The sequence below is a fragment of the Oceanobacillus sojae genome (assembly GCF_900162665.1).
Lineage (GTDB): Bacteria > Bacillota > Bacilli > Bacillales > Amphibacillaceae > Oceanobacillus > Oceanobacillus sojae_A.
The window spans coordinates 249,386-272,230 of sequence record NZ_LT727810.1 but is presented as its reverse complement, the minus strand read 5'-3'; the positions used below and the strand labels follow the sequence as shown (position 1 = coordinate 272,230).

Below are 22,845 nucleotides of genomic sequence, written 5' to 3'. Positions count from 1 at the left end.
CCTCCTCTTAAAATTTATTCTTCTCTGCGCTCAAATCTTGCAAATGTTAACTGCCCGCCCCACGTTAAGATAAAAGCTGCCACACTCCCTCCCATTAAAAATAGCAATCCTGGCATACTGATATAAACAAGATAATAAATTCCTGCAACAGCTGTAAACAAAACTATCGTTAAGACAGGATGTAAAAAACCAATCATAAACGGCCATAAAAGATACTGTATATTTGATAGCTTAAAATGTGAGAATACAGGAAAGAAGTACAGGAGAATCACAGTAAATAAGGCAGCTAAAGCAAGGATAGCAAAGCTTGCAACATAATACACAGCTTCTTCCTGCGAACGTAATATTTGATACTGGATAAACAAGCCATAACCAATTAAAAATAGAATCCCTCCAAGAATATTACTTCTTGGAAATTCCTGCTTATATGTTTTCCAAAACAATGGAAATATCGGCTTGTCAGTGTCACCTTGAACCCATTTCCTGACAACAGCAAACATCGCAGCTGTTGCAGGCATTATCCCCAGCACACCCAGACCAAGAATCGTAAAACCGATCCATAGAAAGTGAACATATAGCCATCTCGTAATCCATAGGCAAAAATTATAATATCCTGCAATAAATCCTGTCATTTTCTCCCCTCCTGCTGGAAATAGCTCGAATTTCATATACGTAATATGTTTAAAGCCGAAAACATTGTTAATTTAAACAGCGTTTCTTACTCTTTTACAGATCCAATCAATACACCTTTGACAAAGAACCGCTGAACAAATGGATACACGATTAGCAGCGGTAAAGAAGATACAATAATAACTGCATATTTAATGAGAGAGGCTGTCTCAATTTGTTCTGCAAATGAGTTCACTGATCCTCCTTCAGTCCCTGCCCCGCCGGTCATCCCTTCATTTAAAATTAATATTTCTCTTAAAATCAGCTGTAAAGGATATTTTGTTTCATCTGATAAATAGATTAATGCGTTAAAGTATTGATTCCATAAACCAACTGCATGGAATAATGCCATAACAGCAATAATTGGCAGAGATAGCGGCAAAACAATTTTAAAGAAAATCTGAAAATCCGTTGCCCCGTCAATTTTCGATGCTTCCACGAGCTGATCCGGTATACTCTGCTGGAAAAAAGCACGGGCAACGAGAATGGACCAGGCGCCAACAACATTTGGAACAACAATTGCCCATATGGTGTCAATCATTCCTAATGATTGAATGACTAAATAAGTAGGTATCAACCCGCCGTTAAATAACATGGTGAATAAAATAAACCACATAATAAACTGTTTCCCTACAATTTCCTTCCTGGATAAAGCATAGGCGCAGGGCAGTAATATGACTAAATGAAGAATGGTCCCGACAACCGTATAAACAATCGTATTTCGATACCCTGACCAAATCGCATCATTTTGAAAAACTGTTTTAAATCCACTAAACGAAATATCTACCGGCCACAGCCACATTTTACCTGTATTAACGGCTGATGGACTGCTGATAGAAGCACTTAATACAAAGATAAGCGGGTAAACAATCAGCAATACGATAATCGTAACAAATATCGTATTGAGAACATCAAAACCCTTATCGGACAGTTGAAACTTTCGCATACCAATTCCTCCTTACCACAGACTGTTCTCACTGGTTTTCCTCGCAATTTGATTAACGATTACCAGCAATGTTAAATTAATGACGGAATCGAACAGGCCAATTGCTGCAGCAAAACTATATTGTCCTTCTAACAAACCGGTTTGATATACAAATGTTTGAATAATATCTGACGTTTCCGCATTTAAATTATTTTGCATTAAGAGTACCTTCTCAAATCCAATTGCCATAAAGCTTCCGATATTTAAGATAAATAAAACCACAATGGTCGGCAAAATTGCTGGAATATTAATATGAAGGATTCGCTGTATCCTTGAGGCCCCGTCCATTTTAGCAGCCTCATGGAGCTCTGGATTAACACCTGATAATGCTGCCAGGTAAATGATAGTCCCCCACCCCAGCGTTTGCCATTGACCTGACCATACAAAAATATGGCGGAACCATTCCGGACTTGTAAGGAATGAGATGGACGACCCTCCTAAAGAAGTAATCACATGATTTATAATCCCGGTGATTGGGTCCAAAAAAGCAACAAGCATTCCTACAATAACAACAACAGACATAAAATGCGGCGCATATGTAAGTGTCTGTGACCATTTTTTAAAAGGACCATTTTTCAGTTCATTTAACATGAGCGCGAATATAATCGGTAATGGAAATAAAATAAGCTGGTAAAGGCTTAAAATAATGGTATTTTTAATTAACCTCCAAAAATAATAGGAATCGAAAAAACGGGAGAAATGTTCAAATCCAGCCCATGGACTCCCTGTAATTCCTTCTGTTGCATAAAAGTCTTTAAAAGCAATTTGCACCCCATACATTGGAATATAATGAAAAATAGTGAAGTAAAGAATTGCCGGCAAAAGAAAAACATATAATCGCCAGTTCAAAAGAACATTTTTCTTAAATTTATCTAATCTGCTATTCATACTTATTGCGCGTGCAGGATTCTTTGCCATTCTAGCCCTCCTTTTACAGCCATAACTACACATTAACAAAGTAAAACTTTTAATGAGGAACGAGTCTCTCATCAAACCCTTTCAAACAAATAAACTCTAAAGTTTATTCATAGTAAGAATACAAGAGGGAATGATTTTGCATCCCCTCTCTAAAAAGTTCTTCTTCGTAATTAGTCTGCTGCAGCAAATAGGATATCTCTTAGTTGCTCAAGTAACGTTCGTAAGCATCCTGTTGAATTTCCATATATTGTTCTAATCCCATGTTTTCAAGAGTCTCAACATAGGTATCCCATTCTGAGAGCGGAGTCTGACCAGAAATAAATTGATCTGTCATTTCTGTTACATACTTCTCAATATCTGCTCCCACTGATGTCATGGTATTATTCTCCTCTTCTGTATATGTGAAGGATGGCCATACTTCTTCAATAAAATCTGGCTCCAGTTTTTCAGCGGCCTCTTTGGATGATTCTGTACCTTCAGCGCCCTTAAAGTAATCCTCCATTAAAATTCCTGGATATTGACCACCCGGCCAAGTCAGGTATTGCGCTACTGCCTGGTCTAATGTTAATCCATCTGGATTATCACGTATTTCTTCTACATACTCATACTCGCCGTCTTCTGTTTTTTCAAAAGTCTCTCCTTCAATCCCCATAAAGAACAGCTCAGCACCTTCATCACTATAGAAGTAATCCATCCAACGCGCCGTTGCTGCCGGGTTTTCGTTTTGACTGGTAATGACAAACCCAGTCGTACTGGAAGGGAATGAGATACCTGTAAATGCTTTATCTCCATGAGGGCCTTCCAATGTCAGTCCACCTGTATAGCTGTCTCTATGCTCTCCAGGAAATAGCTCTGCCGGGCTATGATTATACGTGCTTCCATAGACTCCTTCGCCTGCATTTGCATAGAATTGTTCCGGGCTGATAGAGAAAATATTCTCTTCAATTAAGCCTTCATCATAAAGTTTATGAATATATTCAAGCATTTCTTTATAATTATCTGATGCTGGATAGAATCGTACTAATTCTCCGTCGGAATCCAAATCAATAAAACGATGATCCATTCCTTTATTTCCAATTCCAAAGGACCCCTTCAAATAGGTCACTAGTCCATTGATGGATTGTGCTCCGAATGGAATTTCCTCCATACCTTCATCTCCGCTCGGATTACCTTCCTTCACCGCTTTTAAATACTCATAAAATTCATCTGTTGTTTCCGGCACATCCATGTTTAATGCCTCCAGCCAATCTTCACGGACCCATGGTCCCTCACTAATACGCAATGCAGAAAACTCAGGGTCATAAATTAATGGGAAAGAATAAATATTGCCGTCCGGGAACGTAATCGCCTTTTCTACTTCCGGGTACTCTTCTAATATCCTTTTAAAGTTTGGCGCATGCTCCTCAATCAGATCATTTAAAGGAATAAAGGTCCCTTGCTGTCCATACTTGAAAATATCAGGAACAGGAATTAATGCACTATGGAAAGCATCAGGCAAATCTCCACTCGCCAAAGCAAGATTTCGTTTCTCACTCAGCCCCTCATGCGGCACCATGTCCCAATTCACGTTAATATTTGTCATTTCCTCATACTCATTCCAAATTAGAACATCATTCCAATCATCTGCGGTTGCCGGTGCCTTCCCTGCGAAAATATCTAATTCAATCGGTTCTTCTACAATCGGCAAACCTGAGTCAGTCAGATTATCTAAATCTTCCTCTTCGGCCGCATCACTGCTTGAATTATTATTACTACACGCAGCTAATATAAGAACTAACAGCATCATCACAATAAATAGCTTTTTTAGTTTCAATGAAAACCCTCCCCTTAAATTGAATAGAAGTAAATAGTTTAATAAAAGCGATAACTGAAATGCTCAAGACTGCAATATAGCTTCTTTCACCCCCTTATAAATATTTTTTAATTAACTCATTTTAAAACGCTTACATTTTCAAGAGCATTTCTACTCGCCCCAATCACTCCGGCATCTTCTCCTAATTTACTGACTTTAATTAGACTATTGGTTCTCCCCTGTTCTAAAATCATAAAATTATCAACTAATTTATTTAGTAAATCAACTAGATATGGCTGATGATTAATTACACCGCCTCCACAAACTATTTGATGTGGATTAATCAGGCAAGCAATAGTGTAAAGTCCTCTAGCAAACGATTCAAGCATCTGGTTAATCACCTTTACTGCCTGTTTTTCATTTTTTTGATACTTAAAAAACAATGTTTCTATCTCCAAATCTGGATCGTTATAGCTGTCTCTTGCCAGCCGTAAAATCCCGGGACCTGAAGCAATATTTTCTAATGTTGTACTTGTTTGGGTCTGGTCAATTCCCGGCATCGGAAGAAGACCAAGTTCCCCTGCAAATCCATTTCCTCTAAGAAAATTTCCGTTATGTATAATCGAGCAGGAAATACCAGTACTTACAGTCACATATACAAATGTAGCATTCTCTGGTAATTCCGCCGCCTTCCATTCTGCATAAGCAGCCATATACACATCATTATCTATCGTAATATTCTTTATTGACGGAAATTGCTCTTTCAATCTCTCAACGATAGGAAAGTTTCTCCATGGTAAATTATTTTGGAAAACAGCTAATCCCTTCTCGCGGTCTACTTTCCCTGGAACACCAACCCCCATTGAAGTTACTTCCTGCATAGAAACATCTGCTGAAAGAATTAATTGATGAATGCATCTGATTACTTGATGAAACATTTCCTCCGGTTTTTCCTTTATACTCGGCAGTTCACAACGATGAACAATGTTTCCAACAGAATCTGCAACAATTGATGCAATTTTTGTTCCTCCAATATCTACACCAATCACATATTCCAATTTATCACCACCTTAAGTAAACATTTACTTATTTTTTAATAAATTATTTACTAATGTTTTTCTTATATTAACATACTGTTTTTTATTCGTCTATAATATTTTTAAAATTAAAAATTAATAAGTAAATACTCCTTATATAATCAGTTTACTAAGAATAAGGAGCTTTTCTTAGTCTATTCAAGTAAAAAAGACGCATCCTCGGATACGTCTCTCATCACTTATCATGATATTTCCCTAACTTCAATCTGGTCCAAATAATAATCCAGCCGTTTTAAACAAATGCTTCCAGTCTGCTCTTCCAAGGCATTTAATACCCCCATCACAATTCCAAACCGGATAAAATCTTTCCCTTCCAATCTCCGCCGGGAGCCAGCTGCCAAACCGGCAATCACTGCATCTCCCGATCCGACTGGATTTACTGCTTCTACTGACGGACATATAACTTGATAAATTTTATCACCATGCTTTGCAATGGCTCCATTTTTTCCAAGTGTAACCATAACCCAGGATATCACATTAAATATCGGTTTTCTTAGTGCCTCTATGACATCTTCCTTTTGCGGGCATTTTATTTCTGCAAGCTCTTCAAATTCTTCCTTGTTTGGTTTAATCAAAAATGGAATATGTTGATTTTCTAATGTATTCTGGATAAGAGAGCTTTTTGTATCCAGCAATACACGTTTATTTGCTTTCACAGCAATATCAATCAGCTGCTGATAAAAATTTTCCGGGACACCTTCGGGTAAACTGCCGGAAATAGTGACTACTTCTACTTTCTCTGCCATTTCTTGAAAAGTGGTCAGAAATGTTTTTATTTCCTTTTCGGCAATTATTGGACCGCTTTCCAGAATTTCTGTCTGTTTCCCCTCATGAATAATAGCAATACAATTTCGGGTTTCTCCTGCAATTGGTGTAAAGTTATGCATAATTCCATGAGAATTTAATTCCTCTTCAATAAAGCTGCCAAGATGCCCTCCTGTAAATCCGCAAGCAGTCACTTCTTCCCCCAATTGTTGAAGAACCCTTGTAACGTTCAGACCTTTGCCCCCAGCTGTCTTGGATACAGCTGCTGCACGATGAACATGATTTTCCTTAAAATGATTTACCCGATACTGTATATCAACAGAAGGATTTAGTGTAACTGTAAGAATCACTGTCATTCTTCCCCTTTCGTGCACAATCTCATCTTAAGCTTTACCCGCACTCATGCAAATAGCGATTTTTTCCTGGACAGCAGCTTTCATTGCTTTTTTAGCAGGCTCCATATACTTTCTTGGATCCGTTTCATTTGGGTAGTTTATTAAATGCTCCCTCAGTCCATGAGAAAAGGGGATTTTTAATTCTGTAGAAATATTAACCTTTGCACATCCTAAAGCAATACATTTTTGTACGTCCTCTTTTGAAATACCAGAAGCTCCATGCAGTACAATAGGAATATCAATTAATTTTTTAATCTTTTTCAACCGCTCAAAATCTAAATTGGGCTCTATTTCATATAAACCATGACCTGTTCCAATAGCAACAGCAAGAGAATCTACGCCAGTCCTTTCTACAAACTCAACAACTGTCGCCGGATCAGTATAAGCTGCTTCACTTGCCTCCACAACCAAATCATCCTCCTGACCGACAAGCTTTCCCAGCTCTGCTTCTACCGTTGCTCCATAAGCATGAGCTGCCTCGGCTACTTTCTTGGAAATAGCAATGTTTTCTTCAAAAGAATGATGCGAGCCGTCAATCATCACAGATTTGGTCCCAAGCTCTAAAGATGCTTGAATAGAATCAAATGTTTCATGATGATCTAAGTGAAGTGCTATCGGAATATCGTTTTCTTTAGCTGCAACTTCTGCAATTGCCTGAATATAAGCACGTCCGGCATAATTCATTGTTCCTGGTGTTGCTGCCAAAATAACAGGAGACTGTTCCTCCGCTGCAGTCTGAACCACTGTTTGGACTGTTTCTAAATTATGAATATTAAACGCTGGAACGGCATAGCCTTCTTCTCTTGCTTTGATGAGCATCTCTTTTGTATTCTGAATCTCTCCCATTACAGCACCTCCTCTTATTTTTCTTCCTCTCCGGAATAATCATAAATCGTAACCCCTTGAACTACCCGATTGACACTTCCACTTGGACTTGGATTATCTGGCGTAATCCCTAATTGAACAGATTTCTTTAAAGCCAGCACTTGCGGAAAAATAATATATAGCAGACTATTATAAAAATCATTTTGAATAACCGATTCGGTATGGTTAACAAATAATGACCAATCCGCCAGCTCTTCTACTGTCTTATCATAACGTTCTCCAATAACAATCAGCTTCAGCTGTGAATCCTCTGCCGCAAGTTCTTTCACAATATCCAAATCATACTCTCTTGTGTATGGATTCTCGGAAAGAAATACAACAGCTGCAGATTGATCATTTAAGATAGATTTCGGACCATGACGGAATCCAAGGGAAGATTCATAGACGGCAGCTACCTGTCCGCCGGTAAGCTCCAGCATTTTCAGAGAAGCTTCATGCGCCACATGCTGAAGCAGCCCGGAACCTAAATAAACAATCCGGTCCATAGGAATTTCTAAAATTTCTTCCACAGCCGGAGTGACTGTACCCAAAATGTTTTCTGCACACTTTACTAACAGCTCAAGCTGCTGCTTTGATACCGGAGTAAGCGAAAACAGCTCATAGCATAAAAGCATCATACTCGTATAGCTGCTGGTCATCGCAAACCCTTGATCATGTGCATCATCAGGGGTTAAGATACTCAGGCTATTTGCATCATTTTCTATCCGCTTAGCCAGTTCACCATCTTTATTACATGTAATAACAACCTGGTAAAAATCATCCACGATCTGCCCGCCCAGCTCAACAGCAGCTACACTTTCCGGGCTGTTACCTGATCGTGCAAAAGACACAAGTATTGTCGGAACTTCTTTAAATAAATAGTTTTCGGGATTCGATACAATATCTGTCGTTGCTGCTGCTTCAAACTGAACAGCACCCTGATATTGGCGCTGCAGTGCTAAAGACATAACATCTCCTGCAAAAGCTGATGTTCCAGCTCCTGCTAAAAGCACTTTAACCTGTGTATACTTTTTTAAAATGGATTGGATAAAATCCTGATACCGCTTTCGATTTTCCTCAAAGTTAGTAAAAGCCTCTAACCATACTTTAGGCTGCTGATTAATTTCCTTAGCCGTATACCCTCCATAGCCATCTTTTAATTCCTGTTCCGTTAATTGAAACATAATTAATTCCTCCTCTTTATCTGGTTATGTTGTCATAACCAGATATTTTTTATAAAAAACGCGAACAATTTTATCCGCGTTTTATTTACGTTAATTCCACTCTGTAATTAAATTTATCTCCTCTGGCAACACTAATTGTATATTCAATCAGCTGTTCCTGGTGATAAGCAAAACGTTTAATCAGCATTACCGGCTGGTTTCCTGCCAGCTCCAAATAGCCTGCCTCCAGTTCTCCTGCACAAGTCGCTGAAAAATCTTCCTCCACGCGTGTAACTTTTCGCTGGTAATCCTCTTCAAATACCTCATACATTGGCTTTTCAATTAAGCGCTGCTTCGTTAAACCCGGGAAAAATTTTTGCGGGATATAGGATGTCTCATAGATAAGCGGTTCTTCATCTGCCAATCGCAGACGGATAACCTCATATACCGTTTCTCCTTCTTCTAACCCCGTTGCTGTGATCAGTTTCTCGTCAACTGATCTCTCGTGGAACTCTAGAACATTTGATTGTGGGTTTTTATTCTTTTTTCTCATTTCATCAGTAAAGCTGTAAAGTCTTTTTAAATCTTGTTTAAATGCTCTTTGTGAAACGAAGGTTCCTTTGCCATGAAGCTTATAAATATACCCTTCCTGCTCCAATGCCTGGAGAGCCTGCCTCACAGTAATTCTGCTCAGCTCATAACGATCACATAATTCCCGCTCAGAAGGAAGCTTTTCGTGCTCATGATAGGTTTGATTTTCAATTTTCTCCTTTATTTCTTCAATTAATTGCAGGTATAAAGGGATTTTGTTTGACTTATCCACGTATTACAGCATCCTTTCTCACAACTGGTTATTACCAGTTATTTATACTATATCGTGTTTTTGAAGAAAAGTAAATACTTTTTTCTGTGAATAGCAAATTTAAAGACAGAAACCAGCTGAGCTATGACATACAATCACTATTTTCAGCAGCTGTATTATTGGACAGTCATAGATGCTTTATACCCTTTCCTTATAACCTCCTGAACCTGATGAACAGTTACATAAGCGTTCACATCAATTTTTTTGATTAATTCTTTCGTCTTCAAAATATCTTTTTTTCTGCATACCAAATATAGTATTTTCTTTTCATTTTTGGAATAGCCGCCATGCCCATCTAAAATCGTGATTCCATGAGCCATCTTATATAATACATCATTTGCTATTTCATCAGCATGATTGGACATGATAAATATCGCTGCTCTTTCATCCATTCTATCTACAAAGTAATCAATTAACTTAGCACCAATATAAACGGAAATAACTGTATACATGCCTTTATCAACTCCAATAATAAATACAGAGCTCAGCACAATAATAATATCTATCAGCAGCATCGCATTTCCGACAGATAAACCCAGATACTGATTTAGTCCTCTTGCTAATACAGTAGTTCCGCCATTTGTTCCTCCAAATCTAAATATCAGTCCTAATCCGCCCCCTACAAATAATCCTGCAAATACAGCAGAAAGCAAAACATCATCTGTTAACGGTCTTGTATTCTCTGTCAGATATAAAAGTAACGAGGATGAAAATACTGAAAACAAAGTATAATACATGGTTTTTTTCTTAAATAATTTAAAGCCCGCCAGAATAAGAATCAGATTAAATATCAGATTTGTTACACCTAATGGCCAATTAAACAGATAATGTGTAATCACACTGATTCCTATTATTCCACCCTCGGAGAGCATATTGGGTATAATATAAAAATTAACGCCAATAACAAAAAGTAGACAACCAATAAAAATTCCAATTAACTCCTTAAAAACCTGCTTCATATTAATATCCGCTACTTTCCATGGTTAATATATCGTCTAAAAATACCTTGTAATTCTTTCTTTTTACTAATTTTTGTATGTTCTCTTTATTCTGAGCCCATTTTGAAAACATTTCACATAAGATATTTAAGTGATGATCCCCGTCTCTTTTCGTTTTTATTAAAAATAAAACTCTAACAACATCATTGTCCCAGACAATTGGATCATTTAGTACAGCAATATAACAGACAGGCTTTCTGCAAATTTTGTGCAAATCTTGCAAATGAATGATATTATTCCCTATCTCATGTGCGACAAAAGGAGTCTTTAACTCAGAATGTGATTCAACAATATCCTGTGCTTTTAAATCCTGCAGAATATTTTGAAGGATACTTTCTTTATCGCTTCCTTCTAAGTGAAAATTCGAAAAAGCCTCTTGAAAATACCTGTTAAAATAATCGCTGAAGTCTCCTTTGTAAAAATCAATATTATTAGCAATTTGCTGGATCTGCTTGATATAGTCCCCTTTTTCAATCGCTACCTGTGGAATTGCTTCAGGTATATCCAGTTCGTAGGAAGATACAAAAATATCATAATCCCCTATCCGTCCTATAATATCTTCTACAGAGTCACAATTTGTGATCACATACTTATCCTGCGGGAACTTATCACGCAGCTCTTCTAAATACATTATTGTTTCTGCACGGCCTCTTCCGCTGACCATACAGATTGAAATTTTACTTTTTTTGTTTAAATTACGAAGAGCAACATTAAAATAAAGCATCAAATAGCCAAATTCATTCAGGTTTATTTTTATATTAAAATAATCCTCCATTACTTTGACTGCAGATATCGTAACCTTTGCAGCAAAAATATATTTTTGTAAATTTTCATGTACAATGGGATTTCGTAAAACCATACCGCTTCTTACTCTTCTCAGCATCTGATAAACATGCAAAGCTAAATATTTTTTCAGAATAAAATCATTTGAAACATCGATATCAAAATTATTCTTTATCTCAAAATAAACTGCTTCTAATGCTTGATCAATTTTGGGCCAGTTTGCTTCTTTTATCATATTTTTATTCTGCAAAATTTGCTTTGTCTCTATATGCATGCTGATATACAACATTTCATTATCACTTAGTTCTGCATTAAATTTCGAGTTCAGTATTTCCGCAAACTGTTTACTTACCTTGCCTACAAGGGAATTATCCTGGTTTAATTCCTTCGTACTACCAGCATGTAAATCAATAGGATGATTTTGCTTGTTCCGGATAATAGATATTAATACGTAAACAGCTATGTTCTGTAAGGAAAAATCTGATAAGATAACGTTAAAGCGATCGCATACTTCTTTTAACACACTCTCTATCTTCGGAATAAATGCACGATTATAGTTTTCAAAACGAATATCCGGGTCATTGTGATTCTCTGCCCTGAAGTTATTTTGAAAAAAGTACGCTTCTATACATGTCCGCTTATTTAACTCATATCCCTTAATCGTTATTCCATAATTTGCTTTTGATATAAGAGACAATTGATAAGAATTTAAAATTCTCTTCACTTCCGGCATGTCTACATTTAATGTGGATCTGCTTACAAACATTTCCTCCGCTAAATCATCTAATTTAATATAGCCGACATTTACCAGCAGTCTCCGAATAATATAAAAGATACGTTCATAATTATTTCTTTTATTTAAATGCAGTCTATTTATGTTGATATGAGATAAATATTTATATAGATTTGTCTTTATCTCTTCCGTCTCAAAATATAATTTATATCCTTTATTCTCGGTAGAATCAATCTTGATTCCTTCTTTATCCAGCTTATTCCTCAAATTTTTTATATCACTTTTTATTGTACGGACAGAAGCATCTGCAGTTAAAGCCAATTGTGCTGCTGTTTTATACTTTAACGATAATAATTCATTTAATATTAATAATTCCCGTCTATTAAAATACAAATTAATCACCTCTCTTCAAACGAAGGTATCTAATTATCTATGGTAAAGAACCCCTATCTAAAATCTATATAAATTTTAGATAGGGGTGTAAGAGTAATAAGGAGATTTATTCTGCAACCAGCGGCCAGCTCCATCCCTTTCAAGCACTAAATCTCTACCTGTATAATCCCTTTAAATAATCCCTTTAAATAATCCCTATTAAAGAACCGATAATACCAATAGCAATGGTTACTAATAATATAGTAGTCGGCTTCATTCCTTTTTTCAACAGGTAAAACATAAAAATAGTATACAATAATGGTAATAACAGCGGAAAAATTTGATCCAGATAATCTTGCATTGGAATTTTTTCATCTCCAATAGTAAATACAAGAGAAGATTCCAGCGTTACCATGGAGGCTGTCATTGCACCAATAACCATCAAGCCGACAATGGTGGCTCCTTTAGATATTTTTTGCATTATTCCCGAGTTATTGGCCTGATCCATAATCTTCGTTCCAAATTTATAACCAAATACACCGCCATAGTACCTGACGAGCATATGGGGTACATTAAATAAAAGCAGGAAAAGAATAGGGCCGAGTATACTTCCCTGCTGGGCTAAGGACAAACCGATACCTACGGCGATAATACGCAAGGTTCCCCAGAATAACGAATCTCCTATACCTGCAAACGGACCCATCAAACCAATTTTAACGTTATTAATAATCTTTTTATCAAAAGATGGATTTTCGCTGGCTTCTTTTTCTAAAGCTGTAGCAACGCCAGTAATCGTTGTTACAACATGAGGAGTTGTGTTAAAAATGTTCATATGTCTTTCTAATGCTTCCGCCCGATCCTTTTCATTCTTATAATATCTTTTAATAGCCGGCCACATTCCAATGGAGAACCCGAGTGCCTGCTGTCTTTCATAATTATAAGAACCTTCCAGCATAAAAGAACTCCAAAATATTTCACGCATTAATTTTTTCTCATCTTTGGTTAATTTCCTTTTATCAGACATCAAACAGCTCCTCCTCATCCTCTTTATCAGTTGTATCAGAATCTCCATTTTTACCATTAAATTCATAAACAATGATGAAAGCAAGTACAACCCCAAATAAAGTAATTCCCAAAATAGGAATGTTCATATAAGCTAATAATGAAAATCCTAATAAGAAGTATAGGACATTTGTTTTTGTCATCATTGGAAGTAATAATAAGGCAAAACCAACTGCCGGTAATAGTCCTCCTGCCACTTCTAAACCATTCATAATCGCATCAGGAATATTATTAACAAATGCTTCCACAGCGTTTGATCCAAATAGTATGGCTGCAAACCCGACAATAAAGTACATCGCACAGTGAAGCAGTAAGCCTCCAATATTAAGATTTATCATCCCTTTTATATTAGCCGCTTTCGCCAGTTTCATTGCATAGTTCATAAACCAGCTTCGAATAATAAAAACCAGAACTTTGATAGATTGTGCTAATAAAGCAATTGGCAATGCTAAAGCCAGAGCAACCTCTGCGCCGCTATTACCGATAATTGCATACGCTGTTCCAAGACCGGCACCAACAAGAACATCTGGCGGAACAGCTCCGCCCACTTGAATAAAGCCCATAAAAACCAGCTCTAATGTTGCTCCAACAAGCAGACCGGTCTGTACGTCCCCAAGTGCTGCCCCAATAATTGTCGAAACGACAATTGGCCTGATTACCATTGCTGTTCCCAGCATCTTTTCAATAAACCATAGTAAAGCTAGAATTATACCTACAATTAATGCTGTTTGCATGACAATCCCCCTTAAGCTGATTAGTTTTTCATTTTATTCTTTAAATCCTCGTACTTTTTAGCGCTTTCATCAGGAACCTGCCGAGCTTCTATCTCGTATCCTAAATCTATGATTTTATCCAAATAGTGCATATCGTCCTTAGATACATAAACCGTCGATGATAAGGCCTTCTTATCGTCTTCTTTCTGCATATTACCTAAATTAAGAACAGGCTTTTCATCTATTTCTTTGATAAATTGATAGGCAGACTCTGGATTGGAACATATAACAAACACCCTCATTGCTTTGAGCTTCGGATGTTGCACAAGTTTTACAGCTTCTTGAACAGGGCGAATAGCAAGCCGCACCCCATCAGGATTACTTAACTTCAATGCCTGTTTTCTAACCTCATCATTGGCTGCGTTATCATCTGCTATAACAATAGCTTCGTAGGATAATGCTGATTTCCAGCTATATGCCACTTGTCCATGCAATAATCTATCATCTATTCTCATTTGAATAATCATTTATTTCTTCCTCTCTACATTTTTATATATCAAATATTTCATCTGCCGCTTCAGTGGTTTGATGCTTTGGATGATCTGTATAAATAATTTGTTCTTTGGATCTCGTTACAATCTCTTTTAATTTTTCTTCTGTTACATCTTCCTCATTCAGCATTACTGCTTCCAGAAGTAATGGAAGATTCACTCCAGTAATAAAGTGCGTATTCTCTCTATCTATATATTCGAGGAAAGCCTGGTTTACACTGCCGCCAAATAAATCTGTGAAAATGATAACAACATCTTCTGTGGCAGTATCCTGTTCAAAAAATATTTTTATTTTTTCTTTTAAAGGAACTTCATCTAAATAAGCATTCATATAATACAGATTATCCTGTTCACCTAGAATCAAGTTAATAGAAGAAATTATCCCTTCCGCAAAATTTCCATGCGTTGCAACTAATATTTTTTTCATCTGATCCCTCCTTTTTTTACATTGATTTATTGATATAATTTACTACCCGCGGGTAAATACCTTTGGTCAAATCTCTGCCCCTGTCCGTCGACAGCATATATGCAAGAACCTGGAAATACGTTATATATTCCAGATTACTGAAATATTTACTTTCAGGGTTCACATTAAAACTTGCTTCATCATAGTCACCTATTAAATAACAGGAAGAAATTTCTTTTTCAATAAAGGTTGCTATACTTCTTGCTTTTTCACGATCCTCATTGCTTCTGCTTAAAATGAAATATCCTATATTATGATTAAAAGAATTCTGCGGGCCGTGAATTAACTCTTCCAATTCAAAACTATTTGTAAACACCGGCAGCATTTCCATGAACTTTATATCTGCTTCTTGAGCAACAGCCCATAAATCATTTGTCCCGGCGAATAAAAAGTTATGCTTCTGCATTAACTCAAATTTATGTTTTTTATACCATTCCATTGTATTTTCTTTAATTTTTGACAGGTTATTAGTCATGTTTTGATAATCCTGTTTATACATATCAATTTCTTCTTCATTTATCTTCTCGCAAATATCTAATAAAGAGATATAAATCCATGATAATGTAGCACAGGTAGCTGAATAACCAAGCGTACGATATAAATATTCTTCATTTTCTGAGCCGATTTCCAGTGCAATATCAGCTAAATCAGCAATTGGTGAGTTCAATGTTTCCGTAAGAGAAATCGTTCTGTATTTTTTCCTTTTTACTATTTGCAGCGCTTCATAGACAAGCTTTGTTTTTCCCCCTTGTGAAATAAATATATACAAATCCTTTTCATTTAATAAGGAATGGTTATAATAATGAACAAACATATTCGGATAAATGATATCCACCGGAACCTGATTAAGATTTTCCGCAAAATGCTTTGTTGTAAAAGCAGCGTTGTAGGAAGTCCCTGAAGCAATTATTACAATTCTTCTTATTTCAGAATCCGCTTTCAAAAACTCCTTTAATGTTATTTTCAAGTTCTCTGTGTTTTGACCTATTTTTTGAAGCTGGGTTGGTATACGGTTAATAACCTCAATCATACTCATGAATTTCCTCCTAAACATCTTGATAACTCCATGATATTCTTCTTTGCAGGTTATATCCATATACAATATTGCACGACTAATCATGCAATATTGTATATATATTTGATTTAATAGACTGTTTAAACAGGGTAGGGGAAAGTAATATAAAAATTCAATTATTAATTTTTACCAATTAGGTATATTATTCACTTTAATACTTTATAACTTTAAGCCCATGTAAAAAAGAGCAATACATGATTTTTTGTTTACAAATCGTGTATTACTCTTTTATTCTTCTTAAAATTCAACAGTTATCTCTTCCGCATCATTCAGCTTATTATCTGCTTCATCATAAATATCACTTGTCAAAATCGTTAACTCTGATAGATCTTTTGTTTCGTCCACAATAAATCCTATATTTCCTTTTCTTGATTCTCCAGACTCTATCGGTTCATTTAAGCTTTCGAGGTATAGCTCATCTTCCCAGGAAATCTTTTCTTCCTCGTTTGTTTCCACTAAAGCAACTGGGCTGAATTTTAACGTTTTATCAGAGGTATTTGTTATTTCTACAAATACCTTTACATAATTAAATTCAGATTCATTATCTGTTAACCCGTGAAAATAATCTATCATTCGATAAGAAGGGCGTAACTGGATCCATTTTGCGTCCTGAATCTTCATTTCTATACCACCAATTTGATAGGTTTCATCGACTTGTCTCATTTTCATTAGCATTGACCTTCCCTTTGAATCCTCAACAACCTGATCCACTTGCAGCAATTCACTATCATCCGATAATTGCGGGTTTTCCAAATATCCGTCTAAATAGGAAGCTGTCTGCACTTGTTCTTTCTTCTCTGTATTATTTTTTGCTTCTGCCTCTTTCGCCGGCTTATCTTCTGCACAGCCTGCCAAGACAAGCATTATCATTAGAAAACCAATTATTCTTTTCACATGACAACCTCCTTACCGTTTAAAATCCTCACATATGCTCCACAAATGACTTGAGAATCGATGCCTTTTATAATTACTCTTCATCTTTTTTATTTTCTTCTGCTTTTTCTTCCATATCTGCATCCTCTAATTCAGCCTTTTCATTACTTCCGTCCAGAACCCCAAAGATTAATTTAGCCTGGTCTGTATTATCAACTTGACCTGCAAACAACTCCGATTGCGGACCAAAAGCATACACGTTTACATCCTCTCCCGTATGCCCGCCTGTTGTCCATCCTGTATTCGAACGTACATTAAAGATAGCTTCAATAGCATCATCAATTTCCAGCATATCTTCTGATTTTGCAGCTTCCTTCACAGCATTAATTTCTTCCTCTGTTAAACCTAAATCAATGTATTTCCCTAATGTTTCTTCTACATCAGCACCATTAACAATTTCTTCAGCCATAAAGTCCGGGGTACGCGTTGTTGCACGAAGCGGCTCTGGATTCCAGTTATAGTCATCATCGGCTGCAATAGAAAATCCGCCAGTTGAGTGATCTGCTGTAGCCACAACTAAAGTCTCTCCATCCTGTTCTGCAAAGTTAATCGCCGCTTCGAATGCTGCTTCAAAGTCTTCCATCTCACTCATTGCACCAACAATATCATTATCATGACCTGCCCAATCAATTTGACTTCCCTCTACCATCAGAAAGAAACCTTCCTCATTTTGACTGAGACGATCTAGTGCCGAATTTGTCATCTCTGCTAAAGAGGGAACCTCCTCTTTACGGTCAATCATTTTAGGCAAACCTTCTTCTGCAAATAATCCAAGTACCTGTTCATTCGTATCATTTAAAAGTTCGTCTTTATTATTCACGTAGCTAAAACCGTCAGCTTGGAATTCCTCTGTTAAATTGCGGTCTTCTCTGTCAAATAAAGTTGTTCCACCGCCAAGCAGTACATCAATTTTATGACTGTCATTAACTCGTTCATCATAATAATCATCAGCAATACCATTCATGTTTTTTCTTGTTTCATCATGTGCTCCAAATGCTGCCGGTGTTGCATGCGTAATTTCTGATGTCGCAACAAGTCCTGTTGATTTTCCTAACTGTTTTGCACGTTCCAACACGGTTTCTACTTCTGTTAAATCATTATCTACCGCAATAGCATTATTATATGTTTTAATTCCTGCAGACATCGCAGTTGCTGCAGAAGCTGAATCTGTTACATTCTCTTCCGGGTCCTCCGGATATGTTGCCTGCTGCCCAACTAAGTACTTATCAAATACTGTCTGATTCACAAATTTTTCTTCACCATGGTCTTTAAAATAACGATATGCAGAAGTATACGATACTCCCATTCCATCTCCAATTAAAAAGATGATATTTTTTACCTCTTTGTCCTCTGTTTTTGGAGGTGCTGCTTCACTTGCCAGAACATTTTGTGTACCGGTTGTTAAGCTGGCTATCGTTAACCCGGTAACTGCCGCTAATGATGCTAGTTTTTTTCTTAATGTCATCTTGAGATTTCCTCCTTCAACTTATCAATCTATTATCCATGGTAAGCAATGGATATTAACTGGATATTGAAGTAATGTAAGGTAATTGTAAAGTTTCGTTTTTTGGAAGAGAAAAAATCAACTTTATTATGAATAAATGAAAAAGAAAGCATCGTTCATCCCAAAAACACTGGTAATGAACGATGCTTTTACTGCATACAATATAACTTCCATCAAGTCTTTTCTATTCGTTTTTCCATTCAAATTACTCGGCGCTCAAGTTTTCTAAACTATAAAATTTCCCAATCCATGCTCATTTTCTTTACTAACTCAGTTCTACAAGAATTCCTGTTTTATCATCCGCATGCTTTAAACGTGGATACTTCTTCAGAAAAATATCGGCCTCTTCTTGTTGAACAACATAATCCAGTAAGCTGTCGATACCATGTTTAAAAGCAAAATTTGCGGACTCTTTCCAAACATCGCCTTCCATGCCGTGCAGCTGCATCCCGTCTGTAAGCAGCAGGATTTTTTCCACCTGATGAAGCGGGATTCTTCCATAGGTTAAATATTCCATGGCCTCGGCAGTACCATCAATAATGCTATAGCCTCCCCGAGTATTTAATTTCTCCCTGTTAGCCTTAAGTATAGGGATAATACGCTCTTTTTCTTCTTGATAAATTTCCTGAAAAGCTTCTCCGCTAATCTCTGGATTAATCCGTTTATCAATAGCATTATATAATTCAAAAATAGCCTTCTTGTCCAATCTCATAACATGATCATAGGAAAGTGATTGGATTCCTCCATCCTGATAGGCCACAAAAATCATACAATCTCCGGATTGAGCATATTCCATATAATTTTCATGGATTTGTATTGCTGCAATTCCACATGCACTACGCTTTTCTTTTGCAATTGCTTCGATTCCCTGCCCCAATTCCTGTTTTGTCTTTTTCGCTAATTTCGTATTTCCCTTGCTAATCTGCTCAATTAAGCTGTCTTCAAAATCTCCTGTATCAAAACCGTTTTGAATGGCTTCTGCTGCTATTTTTCCAGGCAGTCCCCCCAGCCCAGTCGCTCCATCAATTACTGCAAACAGCTCTTTTTCCTGATTTACTACGTAAGCATCTTCATTTGTCGGGTTACTGCCCTGCTTATATACTCTTGAAAAATGAATCATAACATCCCTGCTTTCTCCTCTTTAGTTATCCTGTTTCACTGTGCTTAGATATGTAAATGTAAACTATTAATTAGTGTAACATGTTCACGGAGCTTGAAAGTATATATACCTTTTTTCGCATAAAAAAACTATCACCTGCTAATCAGATGATAGTTTTTTTCTTTCTTCTTATTTTGCTGATTTCGTAATTATTTTTCCATCCGTACCAACACGTTTAATAAACAACGCCAGAATAAATGCTAACACAATTATTAACAAGGAGATAAAGAATGAGAAGTTAATTCCGTGAAGCATGGCCTCATTCATTATTTCAGTCTGCATCTGATCCGCTGATGCACCCGTCGGCATTTGCGATGGATCCATATTTTTCATTGCTTCCTCAGCCAGTGCTTCTGCCTCTTTATTGGTCCGGCTGTTCATTACGGTAATCAATAATGCCGAGCCAATCGCTCCAGATACCTGCTGCAATGTATTGTTCATTGCCGTACCATGCGGGTTCTGATGCATTGGTAATTGATTCAAACCATTTGTCATGACCGGCATCATTACCATAGACATTCCTAATGAACGAATTGCAAAGATAGCCATAAGGGAGGTTATCGTAATTTCCATATCCAACCGGGTAAAGAAGAATGTTGTTACTCCTGTAATAGTCAGCCCAATAATAGTTAATGTACGGGCACCGAATTTATCAAACAATCGTCCCGTAATCGGCGACATAACCCCCATCACAAGAGCGCCCGGAAGCATTAATAAACCTGCTTCAAATGGTGTAAATCCCCGAACGGTCTGTACATATAGCGGAATTAAAATCATTCCTGAAAATAATGCCATTGCTAAAACTACAGAAATCGCTGAAGATAAGGCAAACATCGGATAGCGGAAAATCCGGAATTCAAGCATCGGATCCTTCATGCGTAATTGGCGAAGAATCAATGTCACAACTCCAATTACTCCGACAACTATTGTAATATATACAGATGGATGATCCCAGCCTTTATCTCCAGCTGAACTAAATCCGTATAATAAGCCGCCAAAACCAAAGCTGGATAGAATAATAGAAAATACATCAAGCCTGATTGGACGCTGTGGAGTAATGTTTTTCAATTTAAATACGCCAATTAATAATGAAATAATAGCAATCGGGAAAACAATATAGAATAAAGTTCTCCAATCATAATGCTCCACGATCCATCCTGATAATGTCGGACCAATGGCAGGAGCCACAATCATTACAAGACCGAAAGTTCCCATTGCTGTCCCACGTTTTTCAATTGGAAAAGCTGTCAGCATGACATTCATCAAGAGCGGCATCATTACTGCTGAACCTGCTGCCTGGATTAATCTTGCAACTAAAAGTATTGAAAAAGTCGGTGAAATAGCAGCTAATAAAGTTCCTGCTGTAAATAAAGTCATCGCTGTTAAAAACAGCTTTCTATTTGTAAAACGCTGAATTAAGAATGCACTTGCCGGAATAAGAATCCCATTTACAAGCATATAACCGTTTGTCAGCCATTGAACAGAGGTTGGTTTCACTTCGAATTCAGTCATGATAGAAGGCAGTGCTACGTTTAATAAAGTTTCATTTAAAATTGCTACAAACGCCCCAATAAATAAAATAGCTATCATGCCATAAGGCGGTTGTTTATGCATTTCTTGAATATCTGTCATTATAGACCCTCGCTTTCTTTCCTCAGAAAAAAATTACATTTCCCCGCCTTTCAGAGAAATGATTATTTTTCTACTTGGTATGTTACATTTTTTTCTGTGCTGAAATACTTCCTTGCCTTCCTTTTATGCTTTCCTGAAGTGCAAAAAATATCATCTTACAGAGCTTAAAAAACTTCCTTATTTTTTATGTCTCTTAAAGACTTAACTATTTTATACCTGTAGTCCAATAAATGCAAGGAAAACTTTTCATCAATTTTCAAATGTTGATATATCAATAGATATGGACTAATATTAATATTGTACTCCAGTTCTATTTTTCTTAAAATTATATAAAGGGACGGTTATATGAATAAAAAAAAGCAACAAATTATCGAAGCTGCACAAATACTTTTTATAAAAAAAGGATTCTCTGTCACTTCGATTCAGGATATATTGGATGCTGCCAATATATCCAAAGGAACATTTTATAATTATTTTTCATCTAAAACGGAATGCTTAATGGCTATCTTGTCCTTTATTAAAGAAGAAGTAATTTACAATAGGCAGCAGCTGTCTATTGGAAAATCCGCTTCAGATAAACATGTTTTTGTAAAGCAGATTGCTGCCCGTTTTCATATTGATAAAAAACATAATCTAATGGCATTATTTGCTTCTTTGACCAGCACAGATACAGCACACCAGGAATTAAAAGAATTTTTGAACCAGCAATATCTGAAGGAAGTCTGCTGGATGGCAGAGCGAATTTGCGAGGTATTTGGTGAAGACCGGCGCAAACAATCCTACGATGATGCAGTCACCTGCTTCGGCACAATCCATTTAACCTCAAAAGTTTTAATGGACCTCGGTAAAACAGAAGTTCCAATTGAAGAGACGATTTACTTCTCTCTCCAAAAAATCGAACAAACTGGCGGACAGCAGCCATTTTTAAAAGAAGATTATTTTCTGCCTTATCAGCAAAAAAAGAATACAGAGGATAAAAATATCAAAAAGCAATTGCAGCAAGTACTGATTGATTTAGAACCGAATGTGAAGAAGCTGAAAAATAAAAAATTAGCATACTACCAGAAGTTTTTATTAGACCAGCTTACATCCGACACCCCAGATCTTCTCCTGATGGAAAGTGTCATTTCCTCCTACCAGAACGCTGTACAGGATACAGATATAGAGGATAAAGGAAGATATATTCAAATACTTTTTATGCAATTAATAGAGGAAGAAAAGGGAGTCTGACCACGGCTCGCTTTTCTTTTTTTGAGAAAGAGAAGAAAAATTTTCCAAAAACAAGTAAATAATTGCATATATTTCTATGCTGTACCCAATTTACAAAACCGTCATGAATGATATAGACTATTAA

The 22,845-nt window shown here is 36.6% G+C and carries 21 protein-coding genes; 1 reads left to right on the top strand and 20 read right to left on the bottom strand.

What is annotated here, in order from left to right:
• Positions 1 to 14: 14 nt before the first annotated feature.
• The 20 genes from BN1068_RS05075 to BN1068_RS04980 form a co-directional block, all read right to left on the bottom strand.
• Positions 15 to 632 carry a YesL family protein gene (locus BN1068_RS05075; protein ID WP_077601747.1) on the bottom strand — a complete coding sequence of 206 codons (618 nt, stop codon included), beginning with the start codon at positions 630 to 632 and terminating at the stop codon, positions 15 to 17.
• Positions 633 to 718: 86 nt separating this feature from the next.
• The gene (locus BN1068_RS05070; RefSeq protein ID WP_077601746.1) at positions 719 to 1,615 is read right to left on the bottom strand and encodes a carbohydrate ABC transporter permease; all 897 of its coding nucleotides are present in this window, start codon (positions 1,613 to 1,615) and stop codon (positions 719 to 721) included.
• 12 nt (positions 1,616 to 1,627) lie between these two features.
• Positions 1,628 to 2,572 (bottom strand): ABC transporter permease, encoded by a 945-nt coding sequence (locus BN1068_RS05065; RefSeq protein WP_077601745.1) that lies wholly within the window; start codon positions 2,570 to 2,572, stop codon positions 1,628 to 1,630.
• Between the two features lie 199 nt (positions 2,573 to 2,771).
• Positions 2,772 to 4,385: an extracellular solute-binding protein gene (locus BN1068_RS05060; RefSeq protein WP_077601744.1), complete on the bottom strand. Its 1,614-nt coding sequence runs from the start codon at positions 4,383 to 4,385 to the stop codon at positions 2,772 to 2,774.
• Between the two features lie 116 nt (positions 4,386 to 4,501).
• A complete protein-coding gene (locus tag BN1068_RS05055; RefSeq protein ID WP_254846724.1) occupies positions 4,502 to 5,413 on the bottom strand; it encodes an ROK family protein in 912 nt (303 codons plus the stop codon).
• A gap of 230 nt (positions 5,414 to 5,643) precedes the next feature.
• Positions 5,644 to 6,576: a hexose kinase gene (locus BN1068_RS05050; protein ID WP_077601742.1), complete on the bottom strand. Its 933-nt coding sequence runs from the start codon at positions 6,574 to 6,576 to the stop codon at positions 5,644 to 5,646.
• Positions 6,577 to 6,609: 33 nt separating this feature from the next.
• Positions 6,610 to 7,467 (bottom strand): tagatose-bisphosphate aldolase subunit GatY, encoded by an 858-nt coding sequence (gene gatY / locus BN1068_RS05045; RefSeq protein WP_077601741.1) that lies wholly within the window; start codon positions 7,465 to 7,467, stop codon positions 6,610 to 6,612.
• Between the two features lie 14 nt (positions 7,468 to 7,481).
• Positions 7,482 to 8,669 carry an SIS domain-containing protein gene (locus BN1068_RS05040; protein ID WP_077601740.1) on the bottom strand — a complete coding sequence of 396 codons (1,188 nt, stop codon included), beginning with the start codon at positions 8,667 to 8,669 and terminating at the stop codon, positions 7,482 to 7,484.
• 85 nt (positions 8,670 to 8,754) lie between these two features.
• Positions 8,755 to 9,471, bottom strand: a complete 717-nt coding sequence (locus BN1068_RS05035) for a GntR family transcriptional regulator (RefSeq protein WP_077601739.1) — start codon at positions 9,469 to 9,471, stop codon at positions 8,755 to 8,757.
• 155 nt (positions 9,472 to 9,626) lie between these two features.
• Positions 9,627 to 10,469, bottom strand: coding sequence for a YitT family protein (locus BN1068_RS05030; protein WP_077601738.1), 843 nt, complete (start codon positions 10,467 to 10,469; stop codon positions 9,627 to 9,629).
• A 1-nt stretch (position 10,470) separates the two neighbouring features.
• On the bottom strand, positions 10,471 to 12,417 hold the full coding sequence (locus BN1068_RS05025; protein WP_175637079.1) for a BglG family transcription antiterminator: 1,947 nt from the start codon (positions 12,415 to 12,417) through the stop codon (positions 10,471 to 10,473).
• 184 nt (positions 12,418 to 12,601) lie between these two features.
• Entirely contained in the window at positions 12,602 to 13,420 is an 819-nt protein-coding gene (locus BN1068_RS05020) for a PTS system mannose/fructose/sorbose family transporter subunit IID (RefSeq protein ID WP_077601736.1), read from the bottom strand.
• Positions 13,413 to 14,192, bottom strand: a complete 780-nt coding sequence (locus BN1068_RS05015) for a PTS mannose/fructose/sorbose/N-acetylgalactosamine transporter subunit IIC (RefSeq protein WP_077601735.1) — start codon at positions 14,190 to 14,192, stop codon at positions 13,413 to 13,415. Before BN1068_RS05015 ends, BN1068_RS05020 begins: the two co-directional genes overlap by 8 nt.
• Before the next feature lie 20 nt (positions 14,193 to 14,212).
• Positions 14,213 to 14,698, bottom strand: coding sequence for a PTS sugar transporter subunit IIB (locus tag BN1068_RS05010; RefSeq protein ID WP_077601734.1), 486 nt, complete (start codon positions 14,696 to 14,698; stop codon positions 14,213 to 14,215).
• 22 nt (positions 14,699 to 14,720) lie between these two features.
• Positions 14,721 to 15,149, bottom strand: coding sequence for a PTS sugar transporter subunit IIA (locus BN1068_RS05005; RefSeq protein ID WP_077601733.1), 429 nt, complete (start codon positions 15,147 to 15,149; stop codon positions 14,721 to 14,723).
• A gap of 16 nt (positions 15,150 to 15,165) precedes the next feature.
• Positions 15,166 to 16,224, bottom strand: coding sequence for an SIS domain-containing protein (locus BN1068_RS05000; protein ID WP_175637078.1), 1,059 nt, complete (start codon positions 16,222 to 16,224; stop codon positions 15,166 to 15,168).
• 276 nt (positions 16,225 to 16,500) lie between these two features.
• Positions 16,501 to 17,157 carry a DUF4352 domain-containing protein gene (locus BN1068_RS04995; protein WP_077601731.1) on the bottom strand — a complete coding sequence of 219 codons (657 nt, stop codon included), beginning with the start codon at positions 17,155 to 17,157 and terminating at the stop codon, positions 16,501 to 16,503.
• Positions 17,158 to 17,230: 73 nt separating this feature from the next.
• The gene (locus BN1068_RS04990) at positions 17,231 to 18,661 is read right to left on the bottom strand and encodes an alkaline phosphatase (protein ID WP_077601730.1); all 1,431 of its coding nucleotides are present in this window, start codon (positions 18,659 to 18,661) and stop codon (positions 17,231 to 17,233) included.
• A 304-nt stretch (positions 18,662 to 18,965) separates the two neighbouring features.
• A complete protein-coding gene (locus BN1068_RS04985) occupies positions 18,966 to 19,820 on the bottom strand; it encodes a protein phosphatase 2C domain-containing protein (RefSeq protein WP_077601729.1) in 855 nt (284 codons plus the stop codon).
• A gap of 168 nt (positions 19,821 to 19,988) precedes the next feature.
• On the bottom strand, positions 19,989 to 21,491 hold the full coding sequence (locus BN1068_RS04980; RefSeq protein ID WP_077601728.1) for a DHA2 family efflux MFS transporter permease subunit: 1,503 nt from the start codon (positions 21,489 to 21,491) through the stop codon (positions 19,989 to 19,991).
• A gap of 345 nt (positions 21,492 to 21,836) precedes the next feature.
• Here BN1068_RS04980 and BN1068_RS04975 point away from each other — a divergent pair, with 345 nt between their 5' ends.
• Positions 21,837 to 22,721, top strand: coding sequence for a TetR/AcrR family transcriptional regulator (locus BN1068_RS04975; RefSeq protein WP_077601727.1), 885 nt, complete (start codon positions 21,837 to 21,839; stop codon positions 22,719 to 22,721).
• Positions 22,722 to 22,845: the final 124 nt, after the last annotated feature.

What these genes read in the sequence shown, in the direction of transcription:
- BN1068_RS04985 (WP_077601729.1), bottom strand. Translation starts at nt 19,820, where the DNA reads ATGATTCATTTTTCAAGAGTATATAAGCAGGGCAGTAACCCGACAAAT.
- BN1068_RS05070 (WP_077601746.1), bottom strand. Translation starts at nt 1,615, where the DNA reads ATGCGAAAGTTTCAACTGTCCGATAAGGGTTTTGATGTTCTCAATACG.
- BN1068_RS04990 (WP_077601730.1), bottom strand. Translation starts at nt 18,661, where the DNA reads ATGACATTAAGAAAAAAACTAGCATCATTAGCGGCAGTTACCGGGTTA.
- gatY (WP_077601741.1), bottom strand. Translation starts at nt 7,467, where the DNA reads ATGGGAGAGATTCAGAATACAAAAGAGATGCTCATCAAAGCAAGAGAA.
- BN1068_RS05010 (WP_077601734.1), bottom strand. Translation starts at nt 14,698, where the DNA reads ATGATTATTCAAATGAGAATAGATGATAGATTATTGCATGGACAAGTG.
- BN1068_RS05030 (WP_077601738.1), bottom strand. Translation starts at nt 10,469, where the DNA reads ATGAAGCAGGTTTTTAAGGAGTTAATTGGAATTTTTATTGGTTGTCTA.
- BN1068_RS04975 (WP_077601727.1), top strand. Translation starts at nt 21,837, where the DNA reads ATGAATAAAAAAAAGCAACAAATTATCGAAGCTGCACAAATACTTTTT.
- BN1068_RS05000 (WP_175637078.1), bottom strand. Translation starts at nt 16,224, where the DNA reads ATGAGTATGATTGAGGTTATTAACCGTATACCAACCCAGCTTCAAAAA.
- BN1068_RS05075 (WP_077601747.1), bottom strand. Translation starts at nt 632, where the DNA reads ATGACAGGATTTATTGCAGGATATTATAATTTTTGCCTATGGATTACG.
- BN1068_RS05015 (WP_077601735.1), bottom strand. Translation starts at nt 14,192, where the DNA reads ATGCAAACAGCATTAATTGTAGGTATAATTCTAGCTTTACTATGGTTT.
- BN1068_RS05065 (WP_077601745.1), bottom strand. Translation starts at nt 2,572, where the DNA reads ATGGCAAAGAATCCTGCACGCGCAATAAGTATGAATAGCAGATTAGAT.
- BN1068_RS05005 (WP_077601733.1), bottom strand. Translation starts at nt 15,149, where the DNA reads ATGAAAAAAATATTAGTTGCAACGCATGGAAATTTTGCGGAAGGGATA.
- BN1068_RS04980 (WP_077601728.1), bottom strand. Translation starts at nt 21,491, where the DNA reads ATGACAGATATTCAAGAAATGCATAAACAACCGCCTTATGGCATGATA.
- BN1068_RS05040 (WP_077601740.1), bottom strand. Translation starts at nt 8,669, where the DNA reads ATGTTTCAATTAACGGAACAGGAATTAAAAGATGGCTATGGAGGGTAT.
- BN1068_RS05020 (WP_077601736.1), bottom strand. Translation starts at nt 13,420, where the DNA reads ATGTCTGATAAAAGGAAATTAACCAAAGATGAGAAAAAATTAATGCGT.